The 18,112-nt window shown below is 61.3% G+C and carries 17 protein-coding genes; 8 read left to right on the top strand and 9 right to left on the bottom strand.

Annotated features, from left to right (window positions below; genetic code table 11):
- Positions 1-296: 296 nt before the first annotated feature.
- From AC1DCM_RS23700 to AC1DCM_RS23680, 5 genes are all read right to left on the bottom strand, one after another.
- Positions 297-1,169 carry a 3-hydroxyacyl-CoA dehydrogenase family protein gene (locus tag AC1DCM_RS23700; RefSeq protein WP_477519922.1) on the bottom strand — a complete coding sequence of 291 codons (873 nt, stop codon included), beginning with the start codon at positions 1,167-1,169 and terminating at the stop codon, positions 297-299.
- Entirely contained in the window at positions 1,166-1,969 is an 804-nt protein-coding gene (locus tag AC1DCM_RS23695) for an enoyl-CoA hydratase/isomerase family protein (protein ID WP_477519921.1), read from the bottom strand. Before AC1DCM_RS23695 ends, AC1DCM_RS23700 begins: the two co-directional genes overlap by 4 nt.
- Positions 1,969-3,192, bottom strand: a complete 1,224-nt coding sequence (locus AC1DCM_RS23690; protein ID WP_477519920.1) for a thiolase family protein — start codon at positions 3,190-3,192, stop codon at positions 1,969-1,971. Before AC1DCM_RS23690 ends, AC1DCM_RS23695 begins: the two co-directional genes overlap by 1 nt.
- Before the next feature lie 130 nt (positions 3,193-3,322).
- Positions 3,323-4,213 (bottom strand): SDR family oxidoreductase, encoded by an 891-nt coding sequence (locus AC1DCM_RS23685; protein ID WP_477519919.1) that lies wholly within the window; start codon positions 4,211-4,213, stop codon positions 3,323-3,325.
- Positions 4,214-4,986: 773 nt separating this feature from the next.
- Positions 4,987-6,213, bottom strand: a complete 1,227-nt coding sequence (locus AC1DCM_RS23680; protein WP_477519918.1) for a cytochrome P450 — start codon at positions 6,211-6,213, stop codon at positions 4,987-4,989.
- Positions 6,214-6,645: 432 nt separating this feature from the next.
- On the opposite strand from AC1DCM_RS23680, the gene AC1DCM_RS23675 reads away from it, so the two are divergent.
- Both AC1DCM_RS23675 and AC1DCM_RS23670 read left to right on the top strand, forming a co-directional pair.
- On the top strand, positions 6,646-8,202 hold the full coding sequence (locus AC1DCM_RS23675; RefSeq protein WP_477519917.1) for a sugar ABC transporter ATP-binding protein: 1,557 nt from the start codon (positions 6,646-6,648) through the stop codon (positions 8,200-8,202).
- Entirely contained in the window at positions 8,192-9,229 is a 1,038-nt protein-coding gene (locus AC1DCM_RS23670; RefSeq protein ID WP_477519916.1) for an ABC transporter permease, read from the top strand. Before AC1DCM_RS23675 ends, AC1DCM_RS23670 begins: the two co-directional genes overlap by 11 nt.
- A gap of 489 nt (positions 9,230-9,718) precedes the next feature.
- On the opposite strand, the gene AC1DCM_RS23665 is transcribed toward AC1DCM_RS23670, so the two are convergent.
- Positions 9,719-10,246, bottom strand: a complete 528-nt coding sequence (locus tag AC1DCM_RS23665) for a MarR family winged helix-turn-helix transcriptional regulator (RefSeq protein WP_477519915.1) — start codon at positions 10,244-10,246, stop codon at positions 9,719-9,721.
- Positions 10,247-10,413: 167 nt separating this feature from the next.
- Here AC1DCM_RS23665 and AC1DCM_RS23660 point away from each other — a divergent pair, with 167 nt between their 5' ends.
- From AC1DCM_RS23660 to AC1DCM_RS23650, 3 genes are all read left to right on the top strand, one after another.
- Positions 10,414-10,791 (top strand): DoxX family protein, encoded by a 378-nt coding sequence (locus AC1DCM_RS23660; protein ID WP_477519914.1) that lies wholly within the window; start codon positions 10,414-10,416, stop codon positions 10,789-10,791.
- Between the two features lie 84 nt (positions 10,792-10,875).
- Entirely contained in the window at positions 10,876-11,748 is an 873-nt protein-coding gene (locus tag AC1DCM_RS23655; RefSeq protein WP_477519913.1) for a DODA-type extradiol aromatic ring-opening family dioxygenase, read from the top strand.
- Between the two features lie 106 nt (positions 11,749-11,854).
- On the top strand, positions 11,855-12,430 hold the full coding sequence (locus AC1DCM_RS23650) for an NADPH-dependent F420 reductase (protein WP_477519912.1): 576 nt from the start codon (positions 11,855-11,857) through the stop codon (positions 12,428-12,430).
- Between the two features lie 741 nt (positions 12,431-13,171).
- On the opposite strand, the gene AC1DCM_RS23645 is transcribed toward AC1DCM_RS23650, so the two are convergent.
- The gene (locus AC1DCM_RS23645) at positions 13,172-13,807 is read right to left on the bottom strand and encodes a TetR/AcrR family transcriptional regulator (protein ID WP_477519911.1); all 636 of its coding nucleotides are present in this window, start codon (positions 13,805-13,807) and stop codon (positions 13,172-13,174) included.
- Positions 13,808-14,391: 584 nt separating this feature from the next.
- Between AC1DCM_RS23645 and AC1DCM_RS23640 the strand changes: the two genes are divergently transcribed.
- Positions 14,392-14,730: a hypothetical protein gene (locus tag AC1DCM_RS23640; RefSeq protein ID WP_477519910.1), complete on the top strand. Its 339-nt coding sequence runs from the start codon at positions 14,392-14,394 to the stop codon at positions 14,728-14,730.
- 60 nt (positions 14,731-14,790) lie between these two features.
- Here the strand turns inward: AC1DCM_RS23640 and AC1DCM_RS23635 are convergent, their stop codons facing one another.
- On the bottom strand, positions 14,791-14,955 hold the full coding sequence (locus AC1DCM_RS23635; RefSeq protein WP_477519909.1) for a hypothetical protein: 165 nt from the start codon (positions 14,953-14,955) through the stop codon (positions 14,791-14,793).
- Positions 14,956-15,319: 364 nt separating this feature from the next.
- Positions 15,320-15,721, bottom strand: coding sequence for a hypothetical protein (locus tag AC1DCM_RS23630; protein WP_477519908.1), 402 nt, complete (start codon positions 15,719-15,721; stop codon positions 15,320-15,322).
- 13 nt (positions 15,722-15,734) lie between these two features.
- Between AC1DCM_RS23630 and AC1DCM_RS23625 the strand changes: the two genes are divergently transcribed.
- Positions 15,735-16,457 carry a (Fe-S)-binding protein gene (locus AC1DCM_RS23625; RefSeq protein ID WP_477519907.1) on the top strand — a complete coding sequence of 241 codons (723 nt, stop codon included), beginning with the start codon at positions 15,735-15,737 and terminating at the stop codon, positions 16,455-16,457.
- 58 nt (positions 16,458-16,515) lie between these two features.
- Positions 16,516-17,940: an IS1380 family transposase gene (locus AC1DCM_RS23620; protein WP_477519906.1), complete on the top strand. Its 1,425-nt coding sequence runs from the start codon at positions 16,516-16,518 to the stop codon at positions 17,938-17,940.
- Positions 17,941-18,112: the final 172 nt, after the last annotated feature.

Genomic DNA, 18,112 nt, shown 5'->3' with positions numbered 1-18,112 from the left:
AGAAGACACTAAACACATAATTGGAGTCGAGGTGGAACACTCGAGAGTTGCCCGTTACTCTTCAGTGTCATTGCCTCTCCAACCAGACACCCGACCAACCAAGCTAATGCAGTGAAGCACCCCTCAGCTACGTCCGCCGACACTAACCACTACGAAAGCTAGCCCCGGCCTGGAAAACAACAGCAATACGCAACAATCACCCGTGAGCTTCAACAACCAGCGTCATCGCCATGCAGCCTGTGACCTACGTTCAGAACTTCGAGCCCTGACTTGTAAAGGCACTTCGCGGACGCACGCTAGTCAGTCCAGTCGAAAAATCCCTTGCCAGTCTTGCGTCCCAGTTCGCCGCGGGCAACCTTGTCGCGCAGGATCTGGGGCGGCGCGAAACGCTCACCCAACGTGGACTGCAGGTATTCGGCGATTCCCAGCCGCACATCCAGGCCCACAATGTCCGTGGTCCTGAGCGGACCGGTCGGGTGCTTGTAACCGAGCACCATCGCGGCGTCGATATCCTCCGCCGACGCCACACCTTCTTCCACCATCCGCATCGCCTCCAGGGCGATCGCGACACCCAGCCGGGAGGAAGCAAAGCCGGGAGCGTCATTGACGACGACGGCGGTCTTGCCGAGTGCCTCGGTCCAGCTTTTGGCCGTGGCAGCGAGTTCGGGTGACGTTTCGTTCGCCAAGACCACCTCGATGAGCGTGGAGGCAGGCACGGGATTGAAGAAGTGCAGGCCCACGAAATTGGCCGGCCTGCGTAGCTGCGAGGCCAGGCCGGTCACGGAGAGCGAGGAAGTGTTGGAAGCCAGGAAAGCGTCGGCGGAAAGGTGCTCCTCCACGGCTTTCAGGGCCGCGACTTTCAGCTCGTAGTCTTCCGGGACGGCTTCGACCACGAGCCCGCAATGCACGAAGGAGTCGTAGTCGGTGGAAGTGCTGAACCGGGACAATGCTTCCTCGGCCGTTTCTCTCAGGGTGCCCCGGGCCTCGGACTTCGCGACGGCGTCGGCAACACGGCCCTGGGCACCTGCAGCGGCTTCGTGGTCACGCTCAACAACGATCACTGTGGCGCCCTTGATAAGGAAGGCGTGCGCGATCCCGGCACCCATGCGACCGCCTCCGAGAACACCGACAACGTGTGGAATGGCGGGCAAAGCGGATACTGCTGTCATTTCCGGATCCTGTCTGGGTTGTCGCTGGAGTTGTCGCTGGAATTCTTGTCGCTGCTCTTCTTATCCAGGAACGCCTGCATGCGATCGAACTTTGCCTGCGATTCAAAGAGCATCCCCTGCGCCAGCGTATCGATCACGGGGTGCGCCTCGGCCGGTGCATGAAATACGGATTTGGTAATCCGCACCGCCAAGGGATCTTGCCGGCCGATCCTGGTAGCCAGCGCGTGTGCCGCGTCCATTAGCTCTGGAGCTTCGTGGATCTGTGTGATGAGGTTGATCCGGAGTGCTTCATCGGCCCGGAGGACAGCCCCGGCGAGCAGGATTTCCTTGGCTATCGGCTCCCCCACGAGCTCTTTGAGCCGCCAGGTCGCTCCGGCCGCGGCCAATATTCCCAGGCCCGTTTCCGGATTCCCGATCCGTAGGCTCGGCGTGGCGATCCGAAAATCCGCGGCATAGGCGAGCTCCGCGCCGCCACCCAGGCAATAGCCGTCCAAGGCTGCGATGACCGGCATCGGAAGCTTGGCGATCCGCACGAAGATTGTGGAGTTGATGCCGCGCAGGGCGTCGTCGCGGCGGCGCTCGCGAAGCTGGCCAATGTCCGCACCGGAAGCGAAAACACCTTCGACGCCGGCAATGATGAGGATCTTGGGCTCGCGTTCAAGGTACTCGCAGACCTCGTGGAGTTCGTCCACCATCTGCTGGTCGATCGCGTTGCGGACCTCGGGCCGGTTCAAGAGCACTGTAACCCGGTCGTCACGTTCCTCGACCAGCAAGGTAGCGAAGTCGCCTTTCAGTGCCATTACACGCCTTCCAGGAGGATCGCCGCACCCTGCCCGACGCCGATACACATGGTCGCGAGGCCGATCTTCCGCTCGGCGGCGCCCAGCTCGCGCTCCATGCGACCCAGCAAAGTAATCGCAATACGCGAGCCGCTGGAACCAAGCGGGTGCCCTAAAGAGATTGCACCGCCGTCGTTGTTCACGATGCTCGGGTCCAAGCCCAGACGCCGCATGCTCGCGAGCGATTGCGTCGCGAAAGCTTCATTGAGTTCGACGGCGCCAAGGTCACCGACCGTGAGTCCGGAACGGTTGAGGATCTTTTGGGAGGCTGGAACCGGCCCTATGCCCATGATTTCGGGCTCGCAACCGGCCGAGCCGCCGTCGATGATCCGGGCGCGCGGCGTGAGTCCGAACTTTTTGATCGCAGCTTCCGAGGCGACGACGATTGCCGAAGCGCCGTCGTTGAGGCTGGACGAGTTGCCCGCCGTAACAACCGAGCCACCGGCAACCACGGGACGAAGGCCGGCGAGGACCTCCATGGTGGTTCCTTCCCGCGGGCCCTCGTCGGTGTCCACAACCGTTTCGCCCTTGCGGGTCTTCACGGTCACTGGCACGATTTCTTCCTTGAAACGGCCGCCGGCGATTGCAGCGAGAGCGCGTTCATGCGAGCGGACTGCGAAGGCATCTGCGTCCTCGCGGGAAATGCCGTCCACTCGTGCAACTTCCTCGGCAGTTTCCGGCATCGAGTAGGTCATTTTGCCATCGCGGGAGAGCTCGCCCTTGGTGAAAAGGGGGTTGGCGAAGCGCCAGCCGATGGAGGTATCGAAGATCTGGCCGGGCTTGGCGAACGCCGTCGTCGGCTTTTCCTGGACCCACGGGGCCCGGCTCATGGACTCGACGCCGCCGGCCACCACGATGTCCGCTGCACCTGCCTTGATCATGTGGCTCGCCATGGTGATGGCACTCATGCCGGAAGCGCACAGGCGGTTGACGGTGATCCCGGGGATGTGGAGGGGAAGTCCCGCCAAGAGGGTTGCCATGCGGGCGACGTTGCGGTTCTCCTCGCCGGCGCCGTTCGCATTGCCGAGTATCACCTCGTCGATCGCGTCAGGGTCGACGCCGGCACGCGCCACTGCTTCGCGGACCACCAAGGCGGCGAGGTCGTCCGGCCGGACCACCGAGAGGGCGCCGCCATACCGGCCTACAGGAGTGCGGGCACCGCCAACAAGAAAAGCCTCGACCATGGGAACATCCTTCGCGAAAAGTGACGTGTAAAGGGACCGTGGTCGGAACAATTACCGACCGTTCGTTCTATAAAGAGTACACTGCGGCGCACTTCGATCAACCGAACGTGTCGGAATGTTGGCCTATGGGTCATCTGGCTAACGGGCGGGATGTATGGGGGATTGAGGCGACAGCCGAACGCACGGCCTCGGACATGGAGGTTGGGGGGCGTTCTATCAGCTTGGGCAGGTCGCCGCCGGTAACCAGAAGATCACCGCGCGCAATGCCGAGATCAGAATCGGCAAGGATCTGAGCAAAAGCTTCAGGTACACCGACGCCGGTCAGCAGGTCAACGTAGTCGTCGGCAGGAAGATCCTCATAGTTGATCGGTCGACCGACGGCGGCGGCGATTTCCGCTGCAAGCTCATCTAGGGTGAATGCTTCGTCCCCACCAAGTTCGTATACCTTGCCCGACTGGTCTTCTGCTATCAGCACGGAAGCGGCAGCGTGTGCATAGTCGACGCGGGAGGCGCCGCTTATCTTGCCCTTTCCAGCACTTCCCGCCAGTGTCCCTTGAGCCAGGGTTCCCCGCAACTGATCGGTGTAGTTCTCCAAGTACCAGCCATTGCGCAGGAGTGCGAAGGGTACGCCGGATGCCTTGAGAATTGCCTCAGTGGCCTGGTGTTCTGCGGCTAACTTCATTCCAGTGGTGTCGGCGTTCGCGATGCTGGTGTAAGCAAGCAGTTTTACTCTCTCGGCCGTGGCCGCCTCTATGACGGTGCGGTGCTGTTCCACGCGCTGGCCCACTTGACTGCTCGAGATCAGTAATACTTTGCTTGCTCCTTTCAGCGCTTCAGCAACAGAGGCAGCGTTTCCGTAGTCCATGGCCTTGACCTGGACTCCGAGATCGGCGAAATCCGCCAGTTTCCAGATAGAGCGACCCGTCGCGACGATCCGCTCAGGGGGGACACTGCGTTCCAGGAGCGCCTCGATGACGTGGCGGCCCAGCTGCCCGGTTGCGCCAGTGATGACGATTCTCATGTCCTTGTATCCATTCATAGATCCTCGTTCTGTTAAGGTGATCGTCCAGCAGTTTCCCAAATCATTTCCCGGCAGAAAGTACGTACCTAAGGTGAGGACGCTGGGGCGGACTGGGGCGGTTGGGCGGATGGCGCTGGCGAGAAAGTGCCGCCCCAGCACCCTGAAAACTCTGTAAAGTGTTAGCTTGCGTCCGGGGCTGCCCAGTCCACCATTCCGCTGCGGGTGATCCCAGGCTCTGACCGGCTGCGGCCGCTAGTGGGGTATGCCGATCGGTCCGTTCGCCACAGGGCCTCGACAAAGGGAAAATATAACCAGCGGCGCTCGAAGCCACAGCCAACGCCTCTGTTTCGAAGCGAAGCAGGGAAATTACACCTTGTTGTTTCGGTGCATTTAGTCTGGCCGCGGCCATATTGGGTTGGTCAGACGCAGACCGGGAGAGGCTGCAACTACTCAATGCCCTTGCGTTGCAGAATCCGGTTCATCCGCAATTCGGCTGCCCCGCCATCGGCCCGGAATGAGAAGCCAGTAATGCCACACCGCCGCCCTCGACTCTTCACGTCACCGATTCCGTCCTGCCCGGGAGCGACGGCGAGCGGACCGCCCACTGCCAAGGAACAGGTTGGCAATTGCCCGGGCAGCTGCAGCCGGGTTCATTCTTGCCGTGGTGAAGTACGATACGGCCGATGCCGCAATAGGTCTCGAACGAATTCGCAACGCGACTCGGATGACCAGACGGACTCAGCGCGTGCGCCCGTGTGGTCGCCGCTGGACTTCTACCATATGACTGGCAGTGTCCTTGTCGCGTAAAGCAAGTCCTTCTTGAGCCATTCAAGATCGTCAATTTTCTCTGCGAGTCGAAGACCAGGGTAGCGGTTGAAGAGCTTGCTTACCAGAATGCTGACTTCAAGCCGAGCAAGGTGCTGCCCGGGGCATTGGTGCATACCGTAGCCAAACGCAACGTGCGGTATGGGTTTACGTCGTAGATCGAGTTCCGGACGGTCACCGACCAATTCCGGGTCCCAGTTCGCTGCGAGCAATGAAACTTGCACGCGTTCACCAGCCTTCAGCGACTTCTCACCGATTTCAAGGTCCTCCGTGATGTAACGCCACTGGGCAGCAGGAGCGGGAGACAGGTAGCGTATGAGTTCGTCGATGTTCGCTTCTGTTATCCCGCCGGCTTCCTGCATGATGGAGCGTTGCTCGGCATTCCGGAGCAACGTCAGGATGACGAGCGTGCTGAACCTCGTCGTCGTATCCAGCGACGCCGTGATGACACTGAACACAAGGCCGGCCGACTCCGCATCGCTAAGGACGTCTGTGTGGTCGTGAACCAAGGCACTCAAAAGGTCACTGCCTGGATTTTTTCGAGCGTTAGCAACCTTCTCAGCCGTGAATGCCTTCAACTCAGTAATTGCATTTTGAACTTCATCGGCACTCACCGTCTGGTCTGACTGTTTACGCGTCCAGTGGTCAATCTTGCTCGCTTCGTCGTAGGGAATCCCAAGGAGGTGAGAAACCATCAAAGCAGGAAGCTGGGACGTGTATTCAGCTACAAGATCTACGGGCCCACCGTGCGCTTCCAACCGGTCCAGCAGTTCGTCAACGATGCGCTCGAGCTCGGGCCGCAGTTCCTGTACTCGCCTCGGGTTCAGGTGCCTAACAAGCACCGACTTAGCGCGCCGATGCTCCTCGCCCTCACCCACAAGTAGCATGCCCGGCATCTTGAGCGACTCTTCTTCCGCGTCAACCAGAATGCCCATGCGGGTACCAGGGGCCCGCAGTACTTCGCGCACTTCGGAGTAGCGCGTGATGGCCTTAGCGTCCCGGACACCGGAACCGCCGACCATAGGGTCGAAGAAGTCAAAAGAGGGCCACTCTCCGCTCCGACGAGCCTCGGCAAGCGTTGACGACGGTGCCACTCTGTCGACGGGGTCACGCTCAATTGGTAGCCGCGGTGGATACTGGTCGCCCAGGCGGGATGAGCTAGTCGCGTTCTTCATGAGTGTTCTTTCTGCTGGTCTTGATCCCGAAGCAGGCCATTTACTGCATGTACTTCGATCGCACTACGTTGTGCCATCGCGATTCTATTCGACCAACCGACCGATTGTCTATGCAACCTTCGGCCCATGGCCTATGGGTTTTGGCGGAACTTAGGGAGCGTTCCGGGCGTATGGACTTACGGTCCAGCGGCAAAAACCCGGGCGCCGACTGGCGATTAAGCAACCCTACGGTTGTTTGATTATACTTTCAATGCTAGCCTGCAAGACAGCTTTGATAGGGCACCCCAGCAAAGGAGCTGAAATGTCACTCAACCGTTATGCGCCAGGATGTGCTGCCTTCGGGCAGTTGGGGCCACCCATCGTTGCGGGCACCCTTTCGGTGCGTGCCTGCCCTAGGGGCAGCCGAACGGCTTGCTGGTTGAGGGGTCTGCGGTGATCGACAGCGACGAGGCGCTTCTTTCGGTGCGCGGTGTATCAAAGATGTATCCCGGCACCCGCGCGCTCGATGGGGTGGATCTAGATATTCGCGGGGGAGAGATTCACGCCCTGGTCGGAGGCAATGGATGCGGCAAATCGACGTTGATCAAGATTCTTAGCGGCGTCGTCGAAGCTGACGCGGGTGAAGTGCACATCGCCGGCCACACCGTAGAAGCGGCCCGTATCCACCCCCGACGCGCTTATGACCTCGGCATCAGAGTCGTCCACCAAGACCTTGCTGTCTTTCCGGACCTCAGCGTGGCCGAAAATCTGCGGCTCGGCACAGACTACCCAGCAACTCGGTTAGGGCAGGTTCGTTGGCGCGAGCTGCGTCGAGGCGCGCGGGATGCCATCAAGAAGCTGGATATAGCCGCTCGTCCCAGTGACCTCATTCGTGACCTACCAGTTGCTGTCCGGGCACAGATCGCGGCTGCGCGAGCAATGAGGGGCATGGATGGTCGCCACGGAATCATCATCCTAGATGAGCCAACTGCCTCACTGCCGAGACACGAGGTGCACGTACTTTTCAACGCGGTGAGACGAATGGCCTCAGAGGGCCATGCGGTCCTTTTCGTGAGCCATCGGCTTGACGAAGTCCTCGAACTTACACAACGCGTCACCGTTATGCGGGATGGAAGGGTGGTGAGCGAACACGCGACCGCCCGCCTGACCGAGCAGGACCTCATCGGATCGATTCTCGGTGAGCGGTCAATGCCAGAACAAACGCAGCGGGTGGCGCTCGAAGCCCCCTCAAATGGGCACGATCGCAGACCCCCTGTTCTGAAAGTTTCAGGTCTCGACGCCGGACCGCTGCGCAACATCGCACTTGAGCTGCACCCGGGTGAGGTCGTGGGCGTGGCCGGCTTGCTCGGGTCCGGACGGACGGAGCTTTTACGTGCAATTTATGGAGACCTGCGGCTAACGTCAGGACGCGTCGAGTTGAACGGGCGGCACGTCGCTTTCCGCGACGCGGGTCAGGCGATCGCGGCCGGGGTGATCATGGTCCCAGAAGACCGCGTCAACGGTGGCATATTCCCGGACCTCACCGTTGACGAAAACATGTCGGTAGGCGTCCTCCGTAAATATTGGCGTAGCGGCTGGTTCCGTCGAACCGCACTCCAACGTGACGCGGGTGTCCTTCGGAATCGGTTCAGGGTGAAAACGCCGTCCGGAGATGTAGCGATCCGGTCGCTGTCCGGAGGGAATCAGCAGAAGGTTGTGATGGGTCGGTGGCTGCGCCTCGACCCGGCGCTGATGCTTCTTGATGAGCCTACCCAGGGGGTCGATGTGGGAGCGAGGGCAGACATCTACGCGGCGGTGCGGGCTGCGGCGTCTGGAGGCAGCGCGGCACTGATCGTCACATCTGACTTGGAGGAACTCGCGCAGGTCGTCGACCGAGCGGTTGTGCTTCACGAGGGTCGGCTCGTCGCCGAGATGCATGCGTCTGAGCTCAGCGCGCAGGGACTCAACGAATTGATTTACCAACGGGGAAAGGAATCGAATGTTGTCTGAACTGGTCGACGCAAGGAACGATCGTGAAGCGATGGGGCGGGCGCGATTGAATCCCGTCAACTTCGCTGAAAGGTACGGGCTGGGCGGGCTGCTCGTCCTGATGGTACTGGTGTTCGGAGTGTTCGCACCGACGTCGAGGCTATTCTTCTCACCGGCCAACATTCAGAACATTCTCGCCAACCAGTCTGTGACGGGTCTCATCGCCCTGGCAATGGTGATCACGCTCGTGGCGGGATATTTCGACATTTCGGTCGCAGCCATTGCGGGTATTTCCAGCGTGACAATGGCCTCGCTACTGGCGACGCATCAGGTGCCCCTGGAAATTGCGATGCTGGTGGCCGTACTCTTGGCCCTGGTTGCTGGCATGGTAAACGCCACGCTCATCACGACATTGGATCTCGATCCGTTCATCGTGACACTCGGGACCTACGTTTTGATCAACGGGATTCTTCTCGCGTATACGGGGGGCAGGGTCGTTCAGGGCGTCCCGGCGTCTATCGGCAACTGGGGTGCTGGACAGTGGCTCGGAATCGCGCGCCCCTTCTGGCTGCTGCTCCTTGCCGCTGCGATCGTTTGGTATTTACTGAACCAGACCCCGTTCGGCCGCAAACTCGCTGCCATCGGCTCCAATCGGAGCGCCGCGGGGCTCGCGGGTATCGGGGTCAAGCGGCACGTCTTCATCGCCTATGCCCTCGGTGCGCTGGTGGCAGGCCTGGCCGGAGTTCTACTGACCGTGAGATCGGGTTCGGCCGATGCCGCTTCGGCTCCAAGTTTTCTATTCCCTGCCCTCGCTGCCGTATTTCTCGGCCAGACCACCATCAAGTCCGGGTATCCGAACGTCGTCGGGACCATAATCGGGGTCTTTTTCGTCGCCATCGCAGTGAACGGTTTCACTCTCCTAGGTGCCCAGAACTGGATCACGCAGGTATTCAATGGCGGCATTCTCGTGCTTGCAGTGGCTTTCTCCAAAGTCATGGTTAAGGTTCGCGACCGAAACGCCAAGAAGAGGAACGAAGCGGCGACCTGATTCAGGCTGGACATGGGCTCTAAGAGCTCATCCTGATGCGAGGCAGCCCTGTCCAACCCTACGAAACACCCGACACCCTTTCACCACGATGAGATTGGAAGCAAGATGCGATGCAAAAGGACGCGGATAGAGAAGGCTTGCTCACCGAGGGGAACGGATCTGGTTCGAGAAACTACCTCCACGTCCCCGAGCGAGGTCTACCCTGGCCAGATAGTTGTGTCTCCTTGGGTAGGAATGCACTACGCGGATGAGTACTCAAAGCACAGTATGGATGACTACGTGATGCCCCCACGACCCAGCTCCGTGCATGGCGGGCCAGGAAACCCGTAGTCCTGCCATCCATCGCGCACCCGCTTGCGCTGTTGATGGTCACTCCGATCAAGAACAAGACGGCAGCGCGAACCGCTCTCATCGCACAGCTTATAGACACAGCCCCAGCCGCGCATGCGATGCACGCCCAACCGGAACGACCGAAGAAGTCCGTAGCACCTAACGGAGGCATCGGTCTTCGGGGTCGATAGTGGTCATGATGCGACGGCTGATCTCGTTGAGACACTTTAATTGGGCCTTGGTAAGTGGGTCGAACGCGAGCCGGCGGACCTCTTCAACGTGCCCGGGTGCTGTTTCAACCACCTTGTCCCACCCTTGGTCTGTAAGCGTGGCCAAGATAGAACGGCCGTCGGTGGGATCAGCGGCCCTGGTAATCCAGCCCCTCTTTTCGAGACGTCCCACAACCTGTGAGAGGCGGGGCAGCCCCGACTCGGCCATAACGGCAAGGCTACTCATCCGCAGTGTGCGCCCGGGCTCTTCGGAGAGCGAAGACATAACGATGTATTCGAAATGACTGATACCAGCTTCGCGCTGTAACTGGGTATCCAGGGCTCCGGGAAGCCGCAAGAGCACACTGGCGAAGGCAACCCACGTGGCGCGCTCCTCCTCATTCAGCCACCGGGTCCCGGACATCGTGCCCCTCGCGTCGCCCCGGGCTGTCACTTCACTGCCGACTGACGTTTCCATGGTACGAGTATACCAACCCATCGATTCAGCATTTAACTAAGAAGCTGAATAGTTTACTTGCATCTTGAATCACTTGTGTCTATGGTTTAGTTCAAGCTTGAAGAGAATGGAAAGCCGACCACGCTAGGTGACACTACCGGCATTCACGCAGCAAAAGGATACCCGTCATGAACATCACCCTCTGGATCATCGCCTCCGTCCTCGCCCTGGGCTTCCTGGCCGCCGGTTCCATGAAAATTTCCCAGCCCCAAGTAAAACTCGCAGCCTCCGGCGGCATGGGCTGGACCGAGGCCTCCAGCCGTGCCACGATCAAGGCCATCGGCCTCGCCGAAATTCTGGGGGCCCTGGGCCTGATACTTCCCGGGGTCACTGGCGTCGCAACATTCTTGGTCCCCGTAGCCGCGACCGGCCTGACCATCGTGATGGTCGGCGCAGTCATCACCCACCTAAAGCGCGGCGAGAAGCAGATGGTAGTCATCAACCTCATCCTCGCCGCCCTGGCCCTGATTGTGGCCATCGGACGCTACGGACCCTGGGCCGTCTAGATCACCCACCCACAAGCAGTACCAGACACCTGATTGCCAGCACCCGCCTACCCCTGCGCGGATCCTTGAAGGAAACCCTTTGTCATGACAGACACCACTGACTTCTTCAACCCGAGCGTCCCCGCTGGCGCCTATGACGACCTGCTTGCCCGCACCCTGCCCCAGGCGAAAGCACAGGAACCGTGGCAACCCGAAGACGGCCCGCTCCCGGCATTGTTCGTCAGCCACGGCGCCCCGCCGACCCTGGATGATCCGGAATGGCTCACGGATCTGTTCAACTGGTCCCAATCGATGCCCAAACCACGGGCGATAGTGGTCGTCTCCGCGCACTGGGAAAACGCCCCGCTGGCAATCACCGGTATCACGGCAGGGACGCCCCTGTACTACGACTTCGGCGGGTTCCACCCCCGCTACTACACCCTAAAATACGCTAGCCCGGACGCAACGGCTCTGGCGCGTCGCATCACGGCTACACTCACCCACACGACCACCATCCACCACCACGCCGGCCGCGGCTTGGATCACGGCGCATTCATACCTCTTATGGCCATGTACCCAGTCGCGGACGTCCCCGTCGTGCAGCTCAGCATGCCCAGCCTTGACCCCCAAGCCCTACTCAAGCTCGGCCAGCGACTGAAGCAGCTCCGTGAAGAAGGTGTCCTGATCATCGGGTCCGGGTTCATGACTCACAGCTTCGCGGCCATGCGGCGACCTGACCTCATCGGGTACATACAGGAGTTCGACGAATGGGCCAACAAAGCCCTCACCCACGGAGACATCGACGCGCTCATCGACTACGCCGCCAAAGGCCCCGGTGCACGTATCGCACACCCGACCGCGGACCACTTCGTCCCGCTGCTCCTGACCCTTGGGGCCGCCACGGACCCTACCAGCGTCACCATGACCATCGAACGCATGCGCTTCGGCAACTCCATCCGCTCCCTCCAAGTGGCCTGACAGGGAAGTCCGCCCCTTGACCACGAGGGTCGGGCCATCGCGAATCTCGCCCAAGACATCCCCAACCAGGCACCCACGCGGTGCATAAAGATATAAGGAGATCATCATGACCAGCATCAGCATCCTCGGAACCGGCAACATGGGCAAGGCCATCGCCGCCATTGCCGAAAAGGGCGGCAACTCCGTGCAAGCCCTCAACAGCAAGGACACCGATCAGCCCGTCACAGGTGACATCGTCATCCTCGCTGTGCCCTACCCCGCGATCAGCGAGGTCCTCGCGCAGCGCTCCGACCAGCTCTCCGGCCGCACTGTCGTCGACATTTCCAACCCGGTGAACTTCCAGACCTTCGACTCCCTCACCGTCCCCCCGGACTCCTCCGCGGCCGCTGAGCTCGCCGCAGCTCTCCCGCAGTCCCGGGTCCTGAAGGCCTTCAACACCATCCTGGGCCCCACCCTCGCTATCGGTAAGGTCGGTGACCAGCCGACCACCGTCCTCATCGCAGGCGATGACGCCGACGCCAAAACCGAACTCGCCGACGTCATCACTGCCGGCGGCCTCCAGACCGTCGACGCAGGATCCCTCCGCCGCGCGCGTGAACTTGAAGCACTCGGCTTCCTCCAGATCACCCTGGCAGTTTCCGAAAAGGTCGGCTGGACAGGCGGTTTCGCCCTCGTCAAGTAGGACGCAGTGCTGCCGGGACAGCTTTCCCTCGACGCTCCCAATGTACGGGCTACCGACAGATCATCGAGACCTCGGCCACGCACCGCATCGGCACCCTTGCCGATGCGCTAATGCCGGCCCCTTCTTTTTGGCTAGACGGAACGTTCATCACGTTTTTTGATCGAGGGCTGTCTAATCGCGGCGATGTGCGCACGGGAGCACTCCAAAGATACCGCCGTCGGGGAATTCGCTGTGGTGAGGCGGCCGTAGCGCGGGCAGCCTGATTGACGGTGGACCAGGCGGTGTTTCAAGATCCTTTTGCCTCGACAGTGCCCGGTACGGTCGCCGTTCACGAGTTGAACGGCTGCTGGCCCCAACTTCCGTGAGATCGATTGATAGCGTCGTGAGTTCCGGAGTCAGCAGCTCACATTATGCACGACAGGTTCTCTTTCTGCTTATCATCTTTGAAGACCTGCTTTTCATCGTGGCAGCCATCGTTCTGCAGTTGGCCGGTGTCGCCTGCCCCAGTCAGGGCCAGTTGAAGCAAGTGGAAAGCTTCGGGCCCGGTGCGTGCCTGACGATAGCATTACTAGGCCCACCGACCCCGGGGGGAGCATTGGACCCGAATGACGCAGTTGTGCGCAGACTCACCCTTTACCACGCGGTGAGGAAGGTCCTCGACTCTTCCGCGGCACTCACGCTGTTGGGTTCCGCGGGATAAGACCGTTGTCCGCGCCGGTTGTTGGACGGCGAGCAGGTAAGTCAGGCGCGAGGTCGCACGGCGGAGTCGACGAGTTCCACCAGCGCATCGATGATCTCGAGATCTTCAAACTTCCGCCCGGATCGGCGGCTGGGCCAAAATCGCACATTGTTGACGGCACCGACGATGAAACGGGTGATCAGGCGCTGGTCGAGATCGGAACGGATGCTGCGGTCCGCCTGCCCCGCGACGACCTGCTCACTGATGGTGCGCTCGAAGGCCCTGCCCCAGCCCTGGGCCGCGATCAGCCGGTCTCCGGTGAGATGCTTCGTCTCGGTGAAGAAGATGTTGGCACGATCACGGTTGGTGAGGTACCACTCGCTTGAGCGGCGCACGTACATCAGGAGATATTCGACGGGAGGCAGATCCAATTCCGCGATTCCCAGTTCGATCGCCCGCATCTCCTCCTGTGATTCCTCGAGGATCCGGTACAGCAGTTCTTCTTTGGAGCTGAAGTAGTGGTACAGGCTGCCCTTTAAGACACCGACCCGATCCGCAACGTCCTGGATCGAGGTCGACGCGTACCCCTTAGCCGACATTACTTCGATCGCCGCCGCCATGACGTTATTGTCACGATTGAATCGTTCGCGCGTTCGTGTTGATTCCCCGCTCTGGGGTGGCAACTCGCTCGTCGTCATGGTGCGCTTCCTGTCGTTCCGAAGGATGGAGGCCAACCGTCCTGAGCTTCGCTTTTCAATGATACAGCCAACCGATTGGACGATACCACATGCCGTGAAGGCCCGGCTGCTTCGGGGAAGATCTGCGGCCCTGGCTGGCTCTACCTTGATGTCTGCGACCACGATGCGGAAACTACTCCTCAAGTATCCCTATTTGTTAACGCGAGGTTGACCCTATGCAAACCCGATGGCGAGATTGACGACACCACGGATCTATGGGCCGCACGGGGTCTCATCCCTGACACTCCCTTGTAACGTGCGTGTCCTTCATGCTGATTTATGCCAACCCACCCCACTCGACAACCAAACGTACGTTGGATAGAATTGCGATGTGTTTGGACCCGAAACACTTCGACATGTACAGCGCGCCGGACTCCCTGAACCGGGCCTCTTCCCGATTTCCATGGGTTCGATGGTTGTCATCACAGAAGGCTGGATTTTGCGGCCCGCCTGCGCCGGTCGCCTTCAGCCCGCGTCGAACGTTGACGCCCCAGCTGCAACGGCGCGCGCATCATATTCATCCGGGTTTGGCACGAAAGAAGAACATGAACCGAGTAACGGACAACGGCATCAACAACGTTTGGGTCGAACCCGTAGGGAGCCTCATCGGAAGGCCGGCAATTGTGCATGACTGGTCCTACCTCATCGGCTACCCTGTCCAGGTCAGACTCAACGGCCGGCCCCTCCGAAGTGGACAAGTCGAAGACGCCACCAATGATGGGCGCGCTTTATGGCTAGCGGCCGAGCCCGGGTTCGACAGACAACTCATCGATCAGGACTCCGGATACCAGGTGCTCATCGACTCGGACCAGCATTACTCGTTCTTCCAGCGGCTCAAAGCAATCATCTCCCTCCTCCGCTCGCCAGAGCAGGCTAAGGAGTAGACATGCGCGAACTGGACGTTTGCCGATCGGCAAGATGGATGAGCGCTATCGTACGTTAAGCTAGAGGTCTCGATTCGGCCGTGTTCGCTGCCATTGTCGAGAGTACGCCGCGATCGTCTTCTTCGCCGTCGCCACGTCACGACGCGAACACCCCGCCGCGGCAACAATCTCGTCATAGCTGCCACCTGCAATGGCCAGGGTCATGATGACCTTGAAATCAGCCATGCTGCCTCCTCCCATAGGAAGAGGCGGTGCCCAGTGCACCGCCTCACTCCTAGCACAGCCCCCGAAGACCACAGCAGTACCAACTCCACGGAACCGCAGTACCAACAACCCGGACTATCGGTACCAATTCACGCTATTCGCCAACAGCCCCCAAAGAGAGTGCGTGCAGGAAGTCCATCGCGGGAGTTGCGGACCAGGGTAAGACAGGACAATCAAGGTAGACTGAAATTAGTATGTATAGGCAACTATCAGACTACTTACTTTACGTAACATGCGTTATTTGAAACTCGGCATCTCGGGGAGCGGAGCAAGTGCTCTTGTGGATGAAACGCCGGTAAGGGCCCTAGTTCGTTCTGCCGCATCCTTAGCCGGCGACCGCAAAGGCCCGCGCTGCTGCAAGGACTGATTGTGGAGCCTCCTCCACATGGCCTTCACGCAGCAGCCGCGCCGGCGGAGCGTCATCCAGCTGAGGGTTCATGCCCTGGAACCAGGTTTGGACCACGGCCGCCGAGTCCTGCGCGGCAAGCAAGGCGGCCACGTGGTAGGCATGCCGGAGCCGGGTCATGACCTCAGCAGAGGGCTTCCGCTCACCATCGGCCCATTGGCGCACCGCCCGGGTTTCCTTCACCGAACCGATGTACGCGACAAGGTTCGCGCCCAGGATGTCTCGAAGGCCGCGGACCAGCTCGGCCTCGGGTAGCCGGATGGAATCTTGGTGCGCCTTCAGCCCGGCGCGGGCTCCTGCAGGTGGAGTCAGTGGTGTCATACCTTTTCCCGAGGTGCGTGAGGCTCTGGACCTCTGCCTGTCCTGTAAGGCGTGCTCCACTGACTGCCCCACAGGTGTGGACATTGCCGAAGCTAAATCCCTGCGGGTCGACGAGCACTACACGGGCCGCATCCGTCCCTTCACGCACTACTCGATCGGCTGGTTGCCACGCTGGTTGCCGCTGCTGACGAGGATCGCGCCACTGGCGAACCACGGCACCAGATTCCGTCCGTTCCGCTATCTCGGAGAGCGGCTGGGCATCAGCGCCCGAAGGCGCCTTCCCGCGTTCGCACCGTCGAGCAGAATTCGACGGCGGGTGACTGAAGCCGGGTTCGAGGACGGGGCGGACGTGCTCCTCTTCGCAGACAGCTTTACCCGTGCCTTCAGACCTGAGGTGGTGCCGGCCGCCGCGCGCGTGCTGCGCGATTCCGGACGATCGGTAGGGTGCAGCCCGGAGGCCTGCTGCGGGTTGACCTGGATTTCGACGGGGCAGCGCGACGGTGCCCGGCGCAGGCTCGCGCGGCTGATCACGAAGTTCGACGACGGCACCGACCGGGACATCGTGGTCCTGGAACCGAGCTGCGCTGCAACCATCCGGGACGAAGGCCCCAAACTCGTCGGTGGGGACGCCGCAAGAAGAGTAGCTGCCCGGATAAGATCCTTCGCAGTGCTAGCCCGGCGATTTCATGAGGGTTGGCTGTCTGGGGGCGTGTTAAACGACGAAAGGTGCTTCTGAGCTGGGAAAATAGTGTTGTTGACGCACTAACCCCCTGGCAGAAAGAAGCACCTTTCTGATGTCCAAGAATACCGGAGTTTTTCCCTCTGTTGCCGTTGCGCTCACGGGCCAGTCGCTGGTCTCCCACGCCGGCCTGAAGGTGCTGACCTCTTTCGTTGATGCACTCGGGTTCCGGGGCTTGTGCGAGGACCGGCTGGGCCAGTTCGTCCCGTCCGGGGCAAGGCACCGGCCCGGCAGCCTGCTCGGCTCGCTCGGGGTGATGCTGGCCGCCGGCGGCGAGCACGCCACGGACCTGGACATCCTGCGGTCCTCGCCCGGACTCTTCGGCCCGGTGCCCTCGAACGCGACCGTGTCCCGGTTTTTCGAACGCACCGTCGCCAACCCCGAACTGTTCAGCCACGGCTTCGAAACCCTCACCCGGGAACTGCGGGCCAGGGCCTGGGACGCGGCCGGGAACCGGAACCCTGCGGCCAGGGCCACCGCGGCCGATCCCTTGGTCCTGGACCTGGATGCCACGCTGGTGACCTCCCACTCGGAGAAGGAAAACGTCGCCGGCACCTACAAGGGCGGATACGGCTTTGCCCCGTTCATCGCCAGCGTCGATTACGGCACCTCCAACGGCACCGGGGAAATCCTTGCCTGCCTGCTGCGGCCCGGCAGCGCGGGCGCGAACAGCGCCGATGACCACATCCGCGTCTTCGACGCTGCCGTCTCCCAGCTTCCCGAGGCGTTCTTCCCCCAGGGCAGGCTGGACGGGCAGCGCCTCCTGGTCCGCACCGACAGTGCCGGCGCGTCGCGGAAGTTCCTCTGGTACCTGCACGCCGCGGGAGCACAGTTCTCTGTCTCGTACCCGGTCCCGGCGGGCAAGGCGCACATGGTCGACTGGATCAACGACAAACAGTATTGGCAACCGGCCCTGGACCAGCACGGGGCCGACCGCACGGACGCGTGGGTCATCAACGCCACCGAAGTGATCCCGCTGAAGGACTACCCGCCGGGCACGAACATCTACCTCCGGGCCGAGCCGCTGCACCCCGGCGCGCAACCGACCCTGCTGGACCTGGACGGGCACCGCATCACCGCGTTCCTGACAAACGCACCGCGCTGGCACGGCCCGTTCCTGGACGCACGCCACCGTGCCCGCGGCCGGTGCGAGAACCGGATCAAGACCCTGAAGAACACCGGTCTGGGCAAACTCCCGTTCTACGACTTCGCCGCGAACCAGGCCTGGGCCGACATCGCCGCGCTGGCGTCCAACCTCGTCTCCTGGCTCCAGCTCACCGCGCTGCCCGACGGCCACCAGGCCAAGACATGGGACATCAAGCGCTGGCGCTACCGCTTGTTCGCGACCGCCGGAAAAATCATCACCCGCGCCCGCCGCAGGCAGCTGCTGCTCCCGGAATCAGCACCGGAAAAAGGCCTCCTGAAGCTACTCCTGGAAAACACCGGGCGCCTCAAACAGCCCCAGCCTGCCCCGGGATGAACGGGCACGACCCCGTCCCGACGACCAGCCCCATCACCGGAAGTGGAACCGGCGCCAACCCCGAGCGATCCAACGGGCCACACCATCCTGCCCGGAAACAGAAAACAACCGCCCATCAACCCGCCCGCCCGAAAAAACGGCCAACCCCACCGTCATGAAAAATCAGGGCTAG

Source organism: Paenarthrobacter sp. 10N417 (genome assembly GCF_056394745.1).
Note: the sequence above shows the minus strand (reverse complement) of the source record. Positions and strands in the feature narration are given on the sequence as shown.